This window comes from Lysobacter auxotrophicus (assembly GCF_027924565.1).
Taxonomy (GTDB): Bacteria; Pseudomonadota; Gammaproteobacteria; order Xanthomonadales; family Xanthomonadaceae; genus Lysobacter_J; species Lysobacter_J auxotrophicus.
Genome location: NZ_AP027041.1, coordinates 3,067,792 through 3,080,925 on the forward strand (window position 1 = coordinate 3,067,792; position 13,134 = coordinate 3,080,925).

20 protein-coding genes are annotated in these 13,134 nt (G+C 65.1%); all 20 read right to left on the reverse strand.

Translation table 11 applies throughout. The annotated features are described in order from the left end of the window. Window positions 1-2: 2 nt before the first annotated feature. The 20 genes from LA521A_RS13855 to LA521A_RS13945 all read right to left on the reverse strand — a co-directional run bounded on the left by LA521A_RS13855 (window position 3) and on the right by LA521A_RS13945 (window position 13,114). Window positions 3-206, reverse strand: coding sequence for a hypothetical protein (locus tag LA521A_RS13855; RefSeq protein ID WP_281779455.1), 204 nt, complete (start codon window positions 204-206; stop codon window positions 3-5). A 68-nt stretch (window positions 207-274) separates the two neighbouring features. After that, window positions 275-1,777, reverse strand: coding sequence for a phage major capsid protein (locus tag LA521A_RS13860; protein ID WP_281779456.1), 1,503 nt, complete (start codon window positions 1,775-1,777; stop codon window positions 275-277). Beyond that, entirely contained in the window at window positions 1,774-2,469 is a 696-nt protein-coding gene (locus tag LA521A_RS13865; protein WP_281779457.1) for an HK97 family phage prohead protease, read from the reverse strand. The genes LA521A_RS13860 and LA521A_RS13865 overlap by 4 nt, the downstream gene beginning before the upstream one ends. 7 nt (window positions 2,470-2,476) lie before the next feature. Then, complete coding sequence (locus LA521A_RS13870) at window positions 2,477-3,679, reverse strand: phage portal protein (protein ID WP_281779458.1); 1,203 nt, start codon at window positions 3,677-3,679, stop codon at window positions 2,477-2,479. Window positions 3,680-3,681: 2 nt separating this feature from the next. Continuing rightward, window positions 3,682-5,364, reverse strand: a complete 1,683-nt coding sequence (locus LA521A_RS13875; RefSeq protein WP_281779459.1) for a terminase large subunit — start codon at window positions 5,362-5,364, stop codon at window positions 3,682-3,684. A gap of 3 nt (window positions 5,365-5,367) precedes the next feature. Then, the gene (locus tag LA521A_RS13880; protein ID WP_281779460.1) at window positions 5,368-5,655 is read right to left on the reverse strand and encodes a hypothetical protein; all 288 of its coding nucleotides are present in this window, start codon (window positions 5,653-5,655) and stop codon (window positions 5,368-5,370) included. A 220-nt stretch (window positions 5,656-5,875) separates the two neighbouring features. Then, the gene (locus LA521A_RS19035; RefSeq protein ID WP_425494524.1) at window positions 5,876-6,454 is read right to left on the reverse strand and encodes an HNH endonuclease signature motif containing protein; all 579 of its coding nucleotides are present in this window, start codon (window positions 6,452-6,454) and stop codon (window positions 5,876-5,878) included. Beyond that, the gene (locus LA521A_RS13885) at window positions 6,403-6,717 is read right to left on the reverse strand and encodes an HNH endonuclease (protein WP_281779461.1); all 315 of its coding nucleotides are present in this window, start codon (window positions 6,715-6,717) and stop codon (window positions 6,403-6,405) included. The genes LA521A_RS19035 and LA521A_RS13885 overlap by 52 nt, the downstream gene beginning before the upstream one ends. After that, window positions 6,714-7,256 carry a hypothetical protein gene (locus LA521A_RS13890; RefSeq protein ID WP_281779462.1) on the reverse strand — a complete coding sequence of 181 codons (543 nt, stop codon included), beginning with the start codon at window positions 7,254-7,256 and terminating at the stop codon, window positions 6,714-6,716. Before LA521A_RS13890 ends, LA521A_RS13885 begins: the two co-directional genes overlap by 4 nt. Beyond that, a complete protein-coding gene (locus tag LA521A_RS13895; protein WP_281779463.1) occupies window positions 7,253-7,438 on the reverse strand; it encodes a hypothetical protein in 186 nt (61 codons plus the stop codon). Before LA521A_RS13895 ends, LA521A_RS13890 begins: the two co-directional genes overlap by 4 nt. Beyond that, complete coding sequence (locus tag LA521A_RS13900) at window positions 7,438-7,935, reverse strand: lysozyme (protein ID WP_281779464.1); 498 nt, start codon at window positions 7,933-7,935, stop codon at window positions 7,438-7,440. Before LA521A_RS13900 ends, LA521A_RS13895 begins: the two co-directional genes overlap by 1 nt. Next, on the reverse strand, window positions 7,928-8,164 hold the full coding sequence (locus LA521A_RS13905; protein WP_281779465.1) for a holin: 237 nt from the start codon (window positions 8,162-8,164) through the stop codon (window positions 7,928-7,930). Before LA521A_RS13905 ends, LA521A_RS13900 begins: the two co-directional genes overlap by 8 nt. A 259-nt stretch (window positions 8,165-8,423) precedes the next feature. Continuing rightward, the gene (locus LA521A_RS13910; RefSeq protein ID WP_281779466.1) at window positions 8,424-9,236 is read right to left on the reverse strand and encodes a DUF6988 family protein; all 813 of its coding nucleotides are present in this window, start codon (window positions 9,234-9,236) and stop codon (window positions 8,424-8,426) included. Window positions 9,237-9,271: 35 nt separating this feature from the next. Then, complete coding sequence (locus LA521A_RS13915) at window positions 9,272-9,706, reverse strand: hypothetical protein (RefSeq protein WP_281779467.1); 435 nt, start codon at window positions 9,704-9,706, stop codon at window positions 9,272-9,274. Between the two features lie 8 nt (window positions 9,707-9,714). Then, the gene (locus tag LA521A_RS13920; RefSeq protein ID WP_281779468.1) at window positions 9,715-9,960 is read right to left on the reverse strand and encodes a hypothetical protein; all 246 of its coding nucleotides are present in this window, start codon (window positions 9,958-9,960) and stop codon (window positions 9,715-9,717) included. Next, on the reverse strand, window positions 9,957-10,262 hold the full coding sequence (locus LA521A_RS13925) for a PDDEXK family nuclease (RefSeq protein WP_281779469.1): 306 nt from the start codon (window positions 10,260-10,262) through the stop codon (window positions 9,957-9,959). The genes LA521A_RS13920 and LA521A_RS13925 overlap by 4 nt, the downstream gene beginning before the upstream one ends. Beyond that, entirely contained in the window at window positions 10,259-10,615 is a 357-nt protein-coding gene (locus tag LA521A_RS13930; RefSeq protein ID WP_281779470.1) for a Ref family recombination enhancement nuclease, read from the reverse strand. The genes LA521A_RS13925 and LA521A_RS13930 overlap by 4 nt, the downstream gene beginning before the upstream one ends. Continuing rightward, window positions 10,612-12,087 (reverse strand): replicative DNA helicase, encoded by a 1,476-nt coding sequence (gene dnaB, locus LA521A_RS13935; protein WP_281779471.1) that lies wholly within the window; start codon window positions 12,085-12,087, stop codon window positions 10,612-10,614. The genes LA521A_RS13930 and dnaB overlap by 4 nt, the downstream gene beginning before the upstream one ends. Further along, a complete protein-coding gene (locus LA521A_RS13940; RefSeq protein ID WP_281779472.1) occupies window positions 12,084-12,959 on the reverse strand; it encodes a hypothetical protein in 876 nt (291 codons plus the stop codon). The genes dnaB and LA521A_RS13940 overlap by 4 nt, the downstream gene beginning before the upstream one ends. Next, entirely contained in the window at window positions 12,959-13,114 is a 156-nt protein-coding gene (locus LA521A_RS13945; RefSeq protein ID WP_281779473.1) for a hypothetical protein, read from the reverse strand. Before LA521A_RS13945 ends, LA521A_RS13940 begins: the two co-directional genes overlap by 1 nt. Window positions 13,115-13,134 lie beyond the last annotated feature (20 nt).

Below are 13,134 nucleotides of genomic sequence, written 5' to 3' on the forward strand. Positions count from 1 at the left end.
GCTTACTTGTTCTCGGGCGCGTTGCCGTTCGACTTGTCTTCCGGCGCGCCGCCGTCATCCTTGCCCGCTGGCTTGGCCCAGCCCTCGGCCTTCGCGACGCGGATGAGATCGGCGTCGTCCGTTTCGATGACCTGGCCCGCTTCGAAATGCTCAATCTCGACGCCGCGGTGCGCCCAGGAGAAATTCTTCGTTGCCTTCAGCTTCATGGTGCTCTCCAAAGCGAAGGGCCCCGGTATGGGGCCCTTCTGTGGGGGGTGGCTTCCGCGCTGCGCGATCAGGTCGCCGCGATCTTCAGCAGCTTGATCGCCTGCGTGTTGCGCAGCTTGCCGCCGGTGCGCTTGCGCACGTAGAACTTCACGAAGCCCGGGGTGGTGATCTCGTCGCGGGTCATGCGCATGCCCACGCGATCGGCGATCAGGTAACCCTCCTTGAAGTCGCCGAAGGCGAGCGGGAACGCGTTCGCGGCGACCGCCGGCATGTCTTCCGCCTCGGTGACCGCGTACCCCAGGAAGGTCGCCGGGGTGCCCACCTGCAACGACGGCTGCCACAGGTACTGGTTCTGGCTGTCCTTGTACTTGCGCAGGGCCGACAGGACCAGCTTCGAGGTCAGCCAGCGGGCGTTGTTGCGATAGCGCGCGCGCAGCGAGTAGACCATGTCGAGGAAGATGTCCGCACTGGTGGGCATCGCCGCAGCCTGGCCGGACGCGATGTACTGCAACGTGCCGAAGGCCCGCGCGGCGTCCGCGGTGGTGACCGGCGCCGGGCCCGCCAGGATGCCGGTCGGCTTATTGGTGCCATCACCGCTGATGTACGCCAGACCCTCGCCCGCCGCGATCGCTTCGGAGGCCGAGGACACGAGCCAGCCTTCGACGTCGAAGAACAGGTCGTCCAGCGACTCCTCCGAGGCCTGCGGCTTGGCCGAAGCCATGCCGAAGGTCGGCGCCACTTCCGCGAGGTTCGGAGTGTTGGTCTGGGAGCGCGCTCCGGTTTCGCCCACCCACTCGAACGCGGCGCCGTTGATGTCGAACAGCTCCTTGTAGTCCGGGCTGCCGACAGTGCGCACCGTGGCGATCTGGCGGATCGGCGAAATGTCCACCGACAGGCGCGCGATCGCACGCTCGATCACTTCGGGCAGCGCGAAGCCACCGGCCGAGCCGGTGGAGGTGACGGTCTGCGTTGCGCGGGTTTCGAAGCCGTCGTCATCGCCGAACGCCTTGGCCTCGATGGCACGCAGTGCCTTGGCGCGCTGCTGCAGCGCCGTGCGACGCTCCGGATCGTGGGGATTGCGGACCCACGAAAGAAACGCCGACTTGTAGGCATCGGCTTCCGGGCTCTGCTTCTCGCTGCGGTCCCCGCCCTGCGAACCGGGGCGTGCGAGCTTGGTTTCGACTTTCTCCAGGCGCGACTTCGCCTCGTTCAGCGCGTCGATGTGGCTGTCCATCTTGGCCAGCTTCGCGTCCAGGTCGGTGGTCGACTGACCCTTCTTGATCGCGTCGATGCGCTCGTCGTTGGTCTTCTTGTACTCGTCGAACGCGGTGGCGATCTTGTCCAGCGCATCGGCGACCGACTTGATGGTCGGCTCTTCGCGCTTCTCGTAGAGACCCACGGCAACCGCCTGCGCGAGGCGTGCGCGGAACGCCGCGAAGTCACGGGTCATGCCGTCGGCCGGTACTGCGACGACGCACGCGGCCAGCATCAGCGGATCGGCCGAGGCATGGCCGACGGTGAGAACGAGCGCGATCACTACTGCGATCGCGAGGATCTGGGAAATCTTCATGGGGTGTTCCTTGCTTGGGATTGGAGGGTGTCGAGCAGCCGCTGGGCTGCCCTCATTGCCTGGGCGGTCGAATCTGCGGACTCACTCCGCTCTTCTCCCATCCGCATGACGCGCGACACGAATGCCGTTGCGTCGGCCTTGCTGAATCCGGCATCACGCAGGATTCGCTCAGCATCTTTCGGGGCTGCCATGCCGTCGGCAGCCTTCACGTTCGTCACCCGCGCCTTCTCGTTCGCTGGGAACGTCACCAGCGAGACCTCCCAGAGATCGATCTCGGTGAGCGTGCGAACGTCGGTTTCGCGATCGTAGGTCCACTGCTTCGATACGAAGCCGATGGACAGGCCGTTGAGCGCGCCCAGCTTCAGCAGCGCGTGCGCCTCTTTGCCTCGGCTGGTGTCGAGTGCGAGCTTGCCCTTGATGCGAAGACCCTTCGAGTCCTCGACCATTTCAGTCCAGACGCCGATCGGCTCGTCTGGGTTGTGCTGCCACAGCATCGCCGGCATCGTCCCCTCGGCTTTGTGCTCGGACAGCGAGGCAGCGAAAGCGCCTGGAGCGATGACGTCGTCGTAGTTGTCGCGTACGCCGAAAACGGAGCCGTAGCCCTCGATGCTGCCGTCATCGCCGGTCGCGCGAAGCTCCAGAACGTAGGAGCGCACCTCGCGGCCACCGCGAGCTTCGCGCAGCTCGAGCATCGGTCGGTTATTCATCGTCATCCCCTGTCGGCTTGCTGCCGGACATGTTCAAAGGCGTCAGCGGGTCGTCGAGGCCAGGCAGCGGGTCTTTGCCTTCCTCGTCGCGGATTTCATTGCGGGTGTAGATGCCCATTTCGGCCATCGTGCGCGCCCACATCGCGCGGTCCTTCATGGAACCCGCCATCAGGTAGCGCGTGTCGAACTCTGTGAACAACGGGCCCGAACCATCGAGCAGCGTCTCGTCAAGTCGCTGCGTCCAGGCACGGTGCCAAGGCGCCAGCGTGTGCTTCGTGTGTGCGCCGAAGAACGCTTCGGAGCTTGCAAACGTCGCCGACTTATCGGAGTGGCCGACCATGATCGGGAACACGCCATAGCCACGGCAGATCTCCTCGATCTGCAGGCGCCGCGTCTCCACGTGCTGTGCATCCACGCCCGTCATCGCAGTGCTGAACCATTTCGCAGCCCGGTCGAGTACCAGCGGAATGCCGTTGTTCTCTGCGCCGGCGGACTTCTTCAGCCATGCGGTCAAACGCGCATGCTGTTCCGTCGACAGGTTGCCCTCGACGGAGTACGTACCGCTCGGCCGAAGGCCGTTCGCGTGCATCGCCTCCTGGCTCCGCTCTGTGGCCATGGCGAGGCCGATTGCATGACGAGCGAGCACGACAGCGTTGAGGCTGTTCATCCAATCCCACTGCACGCCGTTCAGAACGAAGACCTCGTCGGGCGTGAATTCACCGATGAGGCCGAACTCATCCCAGCATCGGTAGCGCACTTCGTAACGCGCCACCTTACGCACGTCCCAGCGCCCCGGCATCACGGGGATCAGCTCACGCACGCGACGGTTATCCCCGCGAACCTTCAGAGACAGCCCGGTACCGGTCAGTGCGGCATGCAAGGTCATCTGCCGGCGCCATTCGAACGACGTCTGCCACTCATTCGGGCGACGGCTGAGAAGCCGGTATTCGGGGATGTTGGTCGCCTTCTCGCGCGTGCCATCCGCCTTCTCGCGGTACACGTGCAGGTCAGGCGTCGCGCATCCGTCAGCGATCGCCTTGACGCAAGCGAGCACCGTCGTGACCTGCAGCGCGGTCTTGTCGGTGACGGCAAAGCCGGCCACGCGGCCGCCGCCAGTCCCGTCGATCAGATCTGCGACCTGGTCGTAGGTGAGCTGTGCGGCTTTTCGGCCCAGCAGTCGGTCGAGAATCTTCAAGTCTATTCGTCCCAGAATGAGCCGCCCTGCGCGGCCGGGTTAAGTCCCATGAGCGACACCGCGTTGAATGTCGCCATCAGCGGGTCGATCTTTGCGGAACCGCTCGCCTGCTTCGTGATCGTGATCGCGTTGCCCTTCGGCTCTACCTTTGCGTTACCGACGCACCACGCCATCAGAGGCTGCGCGCCGTGCACCAGCTCGCCGCCGGCGACTACTCGCTCAGTCGACTTGATCGCACCGTTGAGCTTGTAGCCCTGCGAAATCGCAACGATCTGCCCGCCGGGGCCCGCGGTGAATCCGCGTTCCTCGGTGGTGAGTTCGTCCACGATGTCGTTGATGCCTGCGGCATCTACGCCGATCGCGTTCTCGTCTGGCACCAGGTCCGCTTCCCGTAAGCGCGACACGATGTCGGCAACTTGCAGCACGTCCTGCCCGGGGAGTTCGACTATGGTCAGGTCGCCGACCTTTTCCAGGTCGAGCAGCTTCGGCGCGATGTCCTTCCGCCGCTCGAGAACGATTCGATGGGCCCACGCATGGGCCCAGTGAAGCCACCGGCGCGTATCGCGCTCCCGGCCGACCACCACGAGACCGAGCAAGTCGTCCAGGCCACCGCCGTCGATTCCGACGGTCACGACCTCGCTTCGCTCGATCAGCGAGTCGAGCGTCAGGGTCGAATCACCCTGCGCTTCCCAGAAATCCGCGCCCGCCCAACGGTCCGACCGAAGAGCCAGCCCGATCTCGACGTTCAAGTGCTTTGCGAGGAAGCCGCGCACCGATTCCTCGCCGGCGGTCTGAGCCTTCCGCAGCTCCCGCTCGAGGAATTCCCTGTCCACGGAGTACCCGAGGTTCGGGTTCACCATCCCGAAGTTTTCCGGATCGAGATGCCCCTTCTTGGCGATCACGTCGGCCGGGAACTCGTAGATGATCGGGACGAAGCGCTTGTCCACGATCTTCCCGTCGCGCACGTCGCGCGCGTACTGCAGCTTCTGCCGGAAGACGCCGGCGGGCGGATCATCCGACTGCGTGGTCAGGTAGATCACGAACCCTTCCGGGCGTGATGCGAGGCCACCGATCGCTTCGCGCAGCATGTTCTCGGCATCGGCCTGCTTGCCGAACAGCCAGAGCTCATCGACCAGCGTACCGACTGACTTCTTGCCGCCGACGGTGTTGTTGTCGGCCGCGACCACCTTCAGGCTCGCGCCGCTCTCGCGGTGCGTGATCGTCTTCACGTGGTTTTGCGGGTGCATCAGCGTCGCGAGGTCTTCGTCAACGCGCTCCTGGCACATGTCGCGTGCCGGAGCGAAGCTGTTGTTCGCGATTTCGATCGTGGGCGCGAGGATCGCGAACTCGGCGGACTGCCGCCAGTTCAAGATCAGCGCCGTCATCATGATCCCGGCGGCGACCGTGGACTTCGAGTTCTTCTTCGGCAACAGCACGAACCATTCCGTGATCAGCCGGCGACCCGTCGAGGCGTCGTAGGCGCCGAAGATCGACGCGACGAGATCGAAGACCCACTGATCGCATGCCTCCCCGAAGGTCGGGCTGCCAGGCGCATCGACGATCCGCAGCTCCTTGAAGACCCGCAGCGCGATCGCCGCCTGGTCCGGGAAGATCGGCGGCGGGATGATGGGCTGATGCGCCCGCAGCCGGTCTTCCCAGTCAGGGCACGCGGTCGACCATTCCATGGATCAGTTCGCCCGTGTCCGCGGAGGCGGCGCCGTTGGAGCGAAGCGACCGCCGGCAACAGCGCCTGCCGCTGCCTTCTTCTCTTCCTTCTTCCCACCCTCGCCCTTCTTCGCATGGGTGTACTGCACCGCCGCGATGGCCGCCTTTACCTGCAGGCCGGTGGCATCGACCACGCCGAGGGCGACGTCCTGCAAGAGCTGGAGCATGTCTCGACCTTCGATCGGCACCGGCGTCGACTTGGTCCGCTTCAGCGCGCCGCCATGCGGCTGCCCTTCGAGCGCAGTTTTCACCGCCGTTGGCGGCTTGCCATTTGCTGATTTCCGCGCCGCTGCATTTGCTGATTTCGGAGCCTTCGCGGGGACTCGCGCCTTGGGCTTGCGGCCCGCTCCGGGCCTTGCGCCGCCTGCGTTTTTGCGCGGCCCGCCGCTTAGTCCCTTAACGCCTGCCATTTGCTGATTACCGAGAGAGTTCGTAGGGGGAAAAAAATCTCTGCATGGGAGGACAGGCGGTTTACGCGGCGAGCGACGGCGAAGATTTGACGCCCCCCTCCCCCTCGTTGGCCGCCGGCCAGTTGCGCCCTCGAATGAGGCGAGGGATATAGCTAGGGTGGACATGGAACTCATTGGCGAGACATCTGCTCGGCTCGCCCGCCGCCGCCCTTAGTCGGATGTCCAGCACCTGGGCCGCACTCAGCCTGCGATGTCGCGCCTTCATGCTATGACCCAGCGTGCCGTGTCGGATTGCATCAGCCGCATTCTCAGCGTGCGTTCCCCACTGCAGGTTGGCCGGACGGTTGTTCGCCTTGTCACCGTCCATGTGGCGGCACACGCTGCCCGGTTTCGGAAGCCCAGCGAACGCAAGCAGTACGAGACGATGGACAGGCTGCCTGTCCCTTCCGGTGCTTCCTTTCAGTGTTACCCGCTGGTACCCGTGCTTGTCGGGCTGCGATGAGAGGAGGTTCAGCGAACCACTCCGAGCGGAGTAGATGAGTCCTTCTTCGCTTGCCCAGTACCCCTCAAAGCCAGGTATCTCCTTCATCACCGGCTCCGTCGCTGCCCGAGGTCGGCTCTGGTCTTCGCCTCGTGGCATCCATCGGTGCCGATACACAGCACTTGGCAGTTCGCGTCCACGTCCAAGCCTCCCTGCGACAGGGCAACAACGTGATCGAGCTCGAAGCCATGCGGATACGCCACGAGCCGACCGCACTTCGCGCAGTGCGGGTCCTTCGACCAGATGCGCAGCCTGCGGTTCTGCAGCGTGCGCCCGGTGATACGGCGGTCGCTGGCGGTGGGCACGTTCTGCACCCTGCTGCGCAGCGTGGCCACTTTGGGACGGAGCGTGGTGAGCTTCACCGCTTGCTCCGCACCACGCCACATGCGTTATCGGTGCTGATCAGTTCAGCTTGGAGCCACTGGATCCAGGCGTCGGCCGCATCGGCTCCTGCAACAAGGTCCGCCGCGCCTGTTGCCCGAAGGTCGGCGTAGCCATCTTGTCGTGTGGGATCGGCGGCAGCGTCACGGTCGGAGGGTCCGGGCGCACCACAGGACCACCACGGGTGCAGGCTGACAGCGCCACCGCGCAGGCCAGCAACGAGATCAGCACGGGCACGCTTCGCATCGGACTTCGCCTCCTGGTAACGGGCGTCGGCCGCGGCGCGGTCGACCTTGGCCTGCTCGCTGGCGGCCTTTGCGTTGTCGGCTGCAACGCGGGTCTTCTCGGCCAGGTCGCCGAGGATCTGCGCGTAGTAGCCCTTGGTGACGGCATGGTCGCGGCGCTCCTGATCCAGCGCGGCCGCGCCCTTGTCGTAGCCGCACTTCACGAGGCCACCCGCGAGCAGCGCGAGCAGGACCAGCGCCGCACCCCAGCGCATCAGGGTCGGATACGGGTTCAATGGCGCGGCTCCTTCGTGACGAACGTGTCGCCGACGTTCCCGGCCATGTAGAGCCCGAGGAGCCACTTCGTGTACTCGAGCAGCTGGTCGCTGGTGATCTGGCCGAACGCGAACGCGGTGGCGGCCATGAAGATCAGCACGCAGGTGAGGATGAACTTGCGGCTGGCGAAGCGCGTGTCCATCAGATGCGGCCCTCGCACAGCCGGCGCTCGTCTGCACGGCGCCTCTCAAGCCCAAGGAGCCTGCGACCGCCGGCACGCGTCCAGTTCGACAGTTCCGCACAGGCGCCAACCCAATCGCCCGCGTTGGCCTTAATGCGAATCCGAGGCTGGTTGCCGCTCTTCAGCCAGCACAGGCCGTCGCGCACGCCGGGATGGCCCGGGCCGACGTTGTACGCGAACGAGATCAGCGCGGCCTCCTGGTGCGGCAGCATCGGCGCCTTCACGCATGCATGCACCACCTCGCGCGCCTCTTCGAGATCACGTGCGAGGAACGATTCGCACTCCGCGCGGCTGTACTGGCGGCGCTGGACGTCCGTGGTTGTGCCGTAGCAGACGGTGAGCACGCCGACAGCGTCGATGTATGGATCGGCCTTGTAGCCCTCCCACTTCATCACGACGCCAGCTGCGAGCGCGAGCGCGCCAGCAGCGATACCGGCGACGACAGAACCCTTATTCATGCCCGTTCCTCAGATTCGCCATCCGAAGCTCGTGCTCCTCCGCATGGCGCTTGTCGGCCTTGCGCTTGTAGTACGCCTGCACCAGCAGGCCTATGACCGCGACGAGCAAGCCTCCGAAAGCAGCGAACTCGTTTGCGGTCAGGCCGCCAAACACGGCGGTGCCGGCGCCAGCTTGGGTTGCCTTGCTCGCAATGGCGGCGGCCGTCGCTTCTGCGGCTTCACTCTTCAAGGACGTTCCCCAGCATTGCTTACATGGAATCCGGCCAGCGCCGCGCGCGCCGACTCCCCCGAATCGACGGGCAGCGCTGACCGGAAGTGGTGCCCGGCGACCCCGCGAGCGGAGCGCAACGACGGCGACGAGGAGCCGCGGCCGGGCGTGGATGACGGAAACGAAAAAGCCCCCGGCTTTCGCCGAGGGCTTCTATCGCATCGTGTCTGAAATGGTAGGTGTTCTGTCCGGACTGTCAACGGGATTTCAGAGAACAGGGCTACTCGATGATGTGCCCCACGAAGCGAACTCCTAGACCCTCGAGGTACGTCTTGCGCTCTCGCAGGTAATTTCGGAAGGCATCGATCGCGGGGGACAGCTGCGCATGGAGCTGCGCCTCGTCCAAACGGGCCATGCGCGCGGTCTGGGCAAGGCAGAAGTTTGTGATGGCCACAGCATTGATCGTCGCTTGCGTGCATACGCGCCATGGCACCGCGCAACCAATCTGACGCGAAGAATTCGAGTACATAACGCGCACGGAGCGGCCACCATGGACCATCCCACAGAGCGGGTCCCATGCCATTGCGACCATGCTGGCGAGCTTCGGCGACTCCCACTCCACTCCATCTGCCTCGATCATCTTGGCCTGTACCTCCGCAGCCAGATCGACAGTGGAAATCGCGGCCCACTTCTCCTTGGCAGTCTTTCTCCGAGGGCCTTTGTCAACAACGAGAAAGTCCTCCAACTCGTCGGGTGACGCGATGTCGCACACGAACACGGCTCGCAGGAACTGCTCGATCTGGGACCGGTGCAGCGCCAACGCAGATCCTGCGAGGTCGAGTGGGTTATTGGCCAACAAGTACGTCAAGGCTCGAGCGTGATCGCAGGATGCGCGTAGGAGCTGCAGTGTCACGAACTCACGCTCATCGCGAGCCGGCGCGCATACCTCTGAGCAGGCCTTCATCGCAACTTCTACGTAAACAAGCGCGAGGCGACCATCCGTAGCCAGTTGGTCGGCTGTCATGGATGTCGGCGGCTGCCTCCGGGCCCAGTCCAAGGCAGCGCGAATGGAGTCAGTCAGCTCTTCGCTCATCCATTGATTCTGCCAGACCACTGACCAAGCGATGCTCATGCCGCCCGAGAGATGCCCATGAGAACCCCCCGGACCTCAGCGAACCCGAGGTCGTGCTCATTGTAGTAACGGGAGCGCGGGATCCGCGGAATACCGTGCCCCATGGCCAGCTCATTTGCGGTCTCAAACCGCTCCACGCCCCTGCGCCCTCGGCCACAGTAGTACGCGCGGAGCACTACGGCCCGCGCGAGGTTGTATCGCGCGATGTCGCACACGATGTCCTCAATTTGCTGGGGCATCGGCGGGATCTCCAACGGCTTGAAGCCGACCACCTTGGGCGGCATCTCCCCGCGATGTTCGACCAGCACTTGCAGCATGTCCTTGGATCGGTGCCCGAGGTACTCGCAATCGCGATGCAGCGCGAACTCACGCCCCCACTCCTCGAGGCGGTCCCGCACGTACACGCCAAACGTGTCCACCTGATGTGCCATGCCCGCTCCTATGCCACCTTCTTGAATTGCTTCGTGTACTGATCGTTCACGTGGAACACGTCGGCGCGGAGGTGCTCCAGCGTGATGCTCCGGTCATAGGTGCCGACCTCCATTAGGTGGCTCGCGCGCACGTCGTTGCTCGACCAGACGACACGGCGGGCGGTGGTCAAGTACAGGGTGCGGCGCCGGCGCGGCGGCATCTTCAGCAGCATGTCCCACGCCTTCTCAATCTGAACTTCCAGTGTTTCGCTCACGCTGCCTTCCTCCAGTTCTGCACCAACACGTCAACCTCTTCGGGCGTGCTCACCGCGTACATCTGTCCGCCCCGCCACCGCTGCGCGAATTCGCGCTGGTTCGAGCTGAGACCGGCGCGACCGTATGCCGTCTCGGGGTTCTTGAATTCGACAAGGTGGTTTCGGCCGATGCAGCCCACCACCACGTCAGGCCACCCTGCTACTCCCACGTGCGACAGGTCCTGCACCGTGCAGCCGAGGTCCTCAAATCGCTTCGCGAGCGCCGCATGGTTCGCGTCACGCCTGCTATGCCCCCGCTTCATGCGGCCACCGCCATCGCGATCGCCTGATTCTGGAAGTCGAGCAGCAGATCGTCTGCGCCGAACTCCTCTCGGAAGCGGCGCGGCTCCAGCGCGTACGACGGTCCCAGACCTGCCGCCAGCTGCGCGCCGATGTACGGCAGCACGCCGCGGTGGTGCCATTGGCACAGGCCGATGGTGCAGTCGTGGCCTCGCCGCTTCTGCCCGTGCTTGCCGCCGATCGTCAGGTGATGGATCTCTGCCGGCACGTTCGGCACGCCCTTGATCCAGCAGCAGATGCAGCCGATCTCCTTGATGAGTGCGAATCGGTGCGCCTGCGCGATGGTGGGAGCACTCGTGGAGCGTCCTGTCTTCATCGGCTGGCCGCGTCCTTTCCGCGTGCGACCGACCTGCGCCGCGGGATCTCAACGTCGTCGAACCCGTCGTTGCTCGCCAGCGCGGACTTGGCCTTCCCGTAGTACGGCTTCGATCCGACGTGGTCGTAGAACCGAAAGCAGGACAGCTCGTGCCGCAGGTACGCCGTATCGGTCGGGCCGCTGCGCTGCTTGCCTACGATGAACTCGGTGATGCCAGGCGCGTTCGACTGGTCCTTCGTGTAGTAGTCGTCGCGGTACAGGAAAGCGACGACGTCCGCATCCTGCTCCAGCGCCCCGGACTCACGCAGATCGGCCATGGTCGGGCGCTTGTCGCTTCGCGCCTCGAGCGAGCGGTTCAACTGCGACAGGCCGATCACCGGGCAGTGCAGTTCCTTCGCCAGCAGCTTCAGGCCGCGCGAGATCTCCGACAACTCCTCGTGGCGCTTGTCACCCCGTCCGGTGCCATTCATCAACTGGATGTAGTCGACCACGATCAGGCCGAGGCCCTTCTCGCCGTCGGCCTTCAGCCGCGCGTCCATTCGCCGTGCGCGCGCCGACAGCGCGGCGATGTTCATGGCGGCTTGGTCGTCGATCGCGATCGGGAGTTCCTTCAGGTCTCGCATCGCATCGGTGAGGGCCGTCCAGTCCTCATCCTCCAGCCCGTCCTTCCGGCGCAACTTCCCGTTGTCGATACCGGAGCGGTTGCTGATCAGGCGCAGGGTCATCTGCCGGCGCGACATCTCCAGCGAGAACAGCGCGACGTGCCGGCCAGCGCGCGCCGCGGCGTCACAGAACTCCAGCGCGGCAGCCGTCTTGCCCATGCCTGGGCGCGCCGCGAGGATCATCAGGTCCGTGTCTTCGAGACCCGGAAGGATCGCCGCGACGTTCGACCACGGCGGGACCAGCGCCGGCGCGGACTCGCCGCGATAGCGCGCCACGATGTCGTCAAAGGCGTTGCTGAGCTCTGTGCGTACGTACCGCGGGCCTTCGCTCGCTCGCGCCACGCCGATCTCGCTCAGCCGGGAAGCCGCTTCGGCGATCAGCTCGTGCGATTCCCGCCCATCGGGCTGGAAACCGCTGTTGACCATGCCGGTACCGATCTCGATGTACTGCCGCAGCAGCGCCTTGTCCGCGACGATCTCGGCATACGCACGGATGTTTGCCGCTGACGGCGTCGTGTTCGCGAGCTCGATCAGGTACGCGCCGCCGGCGACGTGCTCGCTTAGGCCCTTTGCCTCGAACCAATCGCCCAGCACGACTGCATCGAATCCGCGGCCCTTCTGCTTTGCCGCGAGGATCGCGCTGTAGATCAGCCGGTGGTCGCGCCGATAGAACATCTCGGGGTGCAGGATGTCCGCTACTTCGTCGAGCGCCTCGGCAACGAGCATCAGCCCACCTAGGACCGCCTGCTCAGCCTCGATCGATTGCGGCGGCACCCGTAGGCGCCCTGCCTCGTGGTCGAGTGCGGTCATGCGGCCTGGTCCTCCACTTCCTGCTGCGCCTTACGTTCGGCCTCCGCGTCGCGCTCGCGCTTCAGCTGCACGCCGACGGTGGTGAGCTCGCACGTGCCATCCGGCCGGCAGAACCAGACGTTCGCCCAGTTGCCGCGTACGGCGCTCCGGAAGTGCGCGCGCCAATCCTTCTGGCGACGGTCGGTGTCGCGGTACTTGTGCGCGAAGGCGCGCCAGGCGAGCTGCACGAACTCCACCGGGATACCCATGTCAGTCGCATGGACGAACACCGGGTCCGTCGGTGGGATGAGCTTCTCGCCCGCGGCGCGGCACTCGTCAGCGAAGGCACGGAAGGTGATCTTCGGGCTACGTCCCTTTCCCGGGGATCGCCCCCCGCTTGCGGGGGGTATGGGGGGAAGTTGTTCTTTCCCTTCCTCTTCCTCTTCCCTTTCCTCTTCCCTTCCCTTCCCTTCCTGCAATCCCGAACGCTTCCCCGTCGCTTCCCCATCGCTTCCCGACTTTTCCCCGTCCACGGGCGATGCTTCACCATCCATTCCCGGGTACTTCGGTTTCTCCTGCGCTTCCTTCCCGCCGATGCGCTGGTGCGTGGTGAACGAGGGGACGACCCCGTAATCCTTCCCGTCGACGGTGTAGCGCTCCAACAGCCCAGCGCGCGCCAGCAGCGCCAGCGTCGCGGCCATGTCGAAGGGCAGGAACGGCAGGATGTCGAGCTTCAGCGAGCGCGGCTTCCATTCGAAGCGGCCGGCCTTGTCGCAGTGGCCCCACAGTGCCGCGAATACGAGCATCACGTAGCTGCCCGGGTTCTCCGCTTCCAGGTCCTGCAGCGCCTCGTGACGGAAGAACTCCGGTTTGATCGTGCGAATTCGGGCCATCAGGCGGCCCTCTGTAGCGGCAGCTCCGGCGCGATTGCCTCAGGGTTTCGGCGCAGCTCGGCGCGGTGCATTTCGAAAGCCTTCGAAATCTCGAACTCGCGCTCCTCGTCGGCCGTCATCGTGCCGCGCGCGAGCATCTCGCGTTCCCTGCGCATCACTTCCTCGCAGTGGGCTC

Bases quoted from the DNA above. Each gene is read 5' to 3' on its own strand.
- LA521A_RS19035 (WP_425494524.1), bottom strand. From the start codon at position 6,454: ATGCCACGAGGCGAAGACCAGAGCCGACCTCGGGCAGCGACGGAGCCG.
- LA521A_RS13945 (WP_281779473.1), bottom strand. From the start codon at position 13,114: ATGCGCAGGGAACGCGAGATGCTCGCGCGCGGCACGATGACGGCCGAC.
- LA521A_RS13915 (WP_281779467.1), bottom strand. From the start codon at position 9,706: ATGGCACATCAGGTGGACACGTTTGGCGTGTACGTGCGGGACCGCCTC.
- dnaB (WP_281779471.1), bottom strand. From the start codon at position 12,087: ATGACCGCACTCGACCACGAGGCAGGGCGCCTACGGGTGCCGCCGCAA.
- LA521A_RS13900 (WP_281779464.1), bottom strand. From the start codon at position 7,935: ATGAATAAGGGTTCTGTCGTCGCCGGTATCGCTGCTGGCGCGCTCGCG.
- LA521A_RS13855 (WP_281779455.1), bottom strand. From the start codon at position 206: ATGAAGCTGAAGGCAACGAAGAATTTCTCCTGGGCGCACCGCGGCGTC.
- LA521A_RS13925 (WP_281779469.1), bottom strand. From the start codon at position 10,262: ATGAAGCGGGGGCATAGCAGGCGTGACGCGAACCATGCGGCGCTCGCG.
- LA521A_RS13940 (WP_281779472.1), bottom strand. From the start codon at position 12,959: ATGGCCCGAATTCGCACGATCAAACCGGAGTTCTTCCGTCACGAGGCG.
- LA521A_RS13895 (WP_281779463.1), bottom strand. From the start codon at position 7,438: ATGGACACGCGCTTCGCCAGCCGCAAGTTCATCCTCACCTGCGTGCTG.
- LA521A_RS13860 (WP_281779456.1), bottom strand. From the start codon at position 1,777: ATGAAGATTTCCCAGATCCTCGCGATCGCAGTAGTGATCGCGCTCGTT.
- LA521A_RS13875 (WP_281779459.1), bottom strand. From the start codon at position 5,364: ATGGAATGGTCGACCGCGTGCCCTGACTGGGAAGACCGGCTGCGGGCG.
- LA521A_RS13930 (WP_281779470.1), bottom strand. From the start codon at position 10,615: ATGAAGACAGGACGCTCCACGAGTGCTCCCACCATCGCGCAGGCGCAC.
- LA521A_RS13865 (WP_281779457.1), bottom strand. From the start codon at position 2,469: ATGCTCGAGCTGCGCGAAGCTCGCGGTGGCCGCGAGGTGCGCTCCTAC.
- LA521A_RS13910 (WP_281779466.1), bottom strand. From the start codon at position 9,236: ATGAGCGAAGAGCTGACTGACTCCATTCGCGCTGCCTTGGACTGGGCC.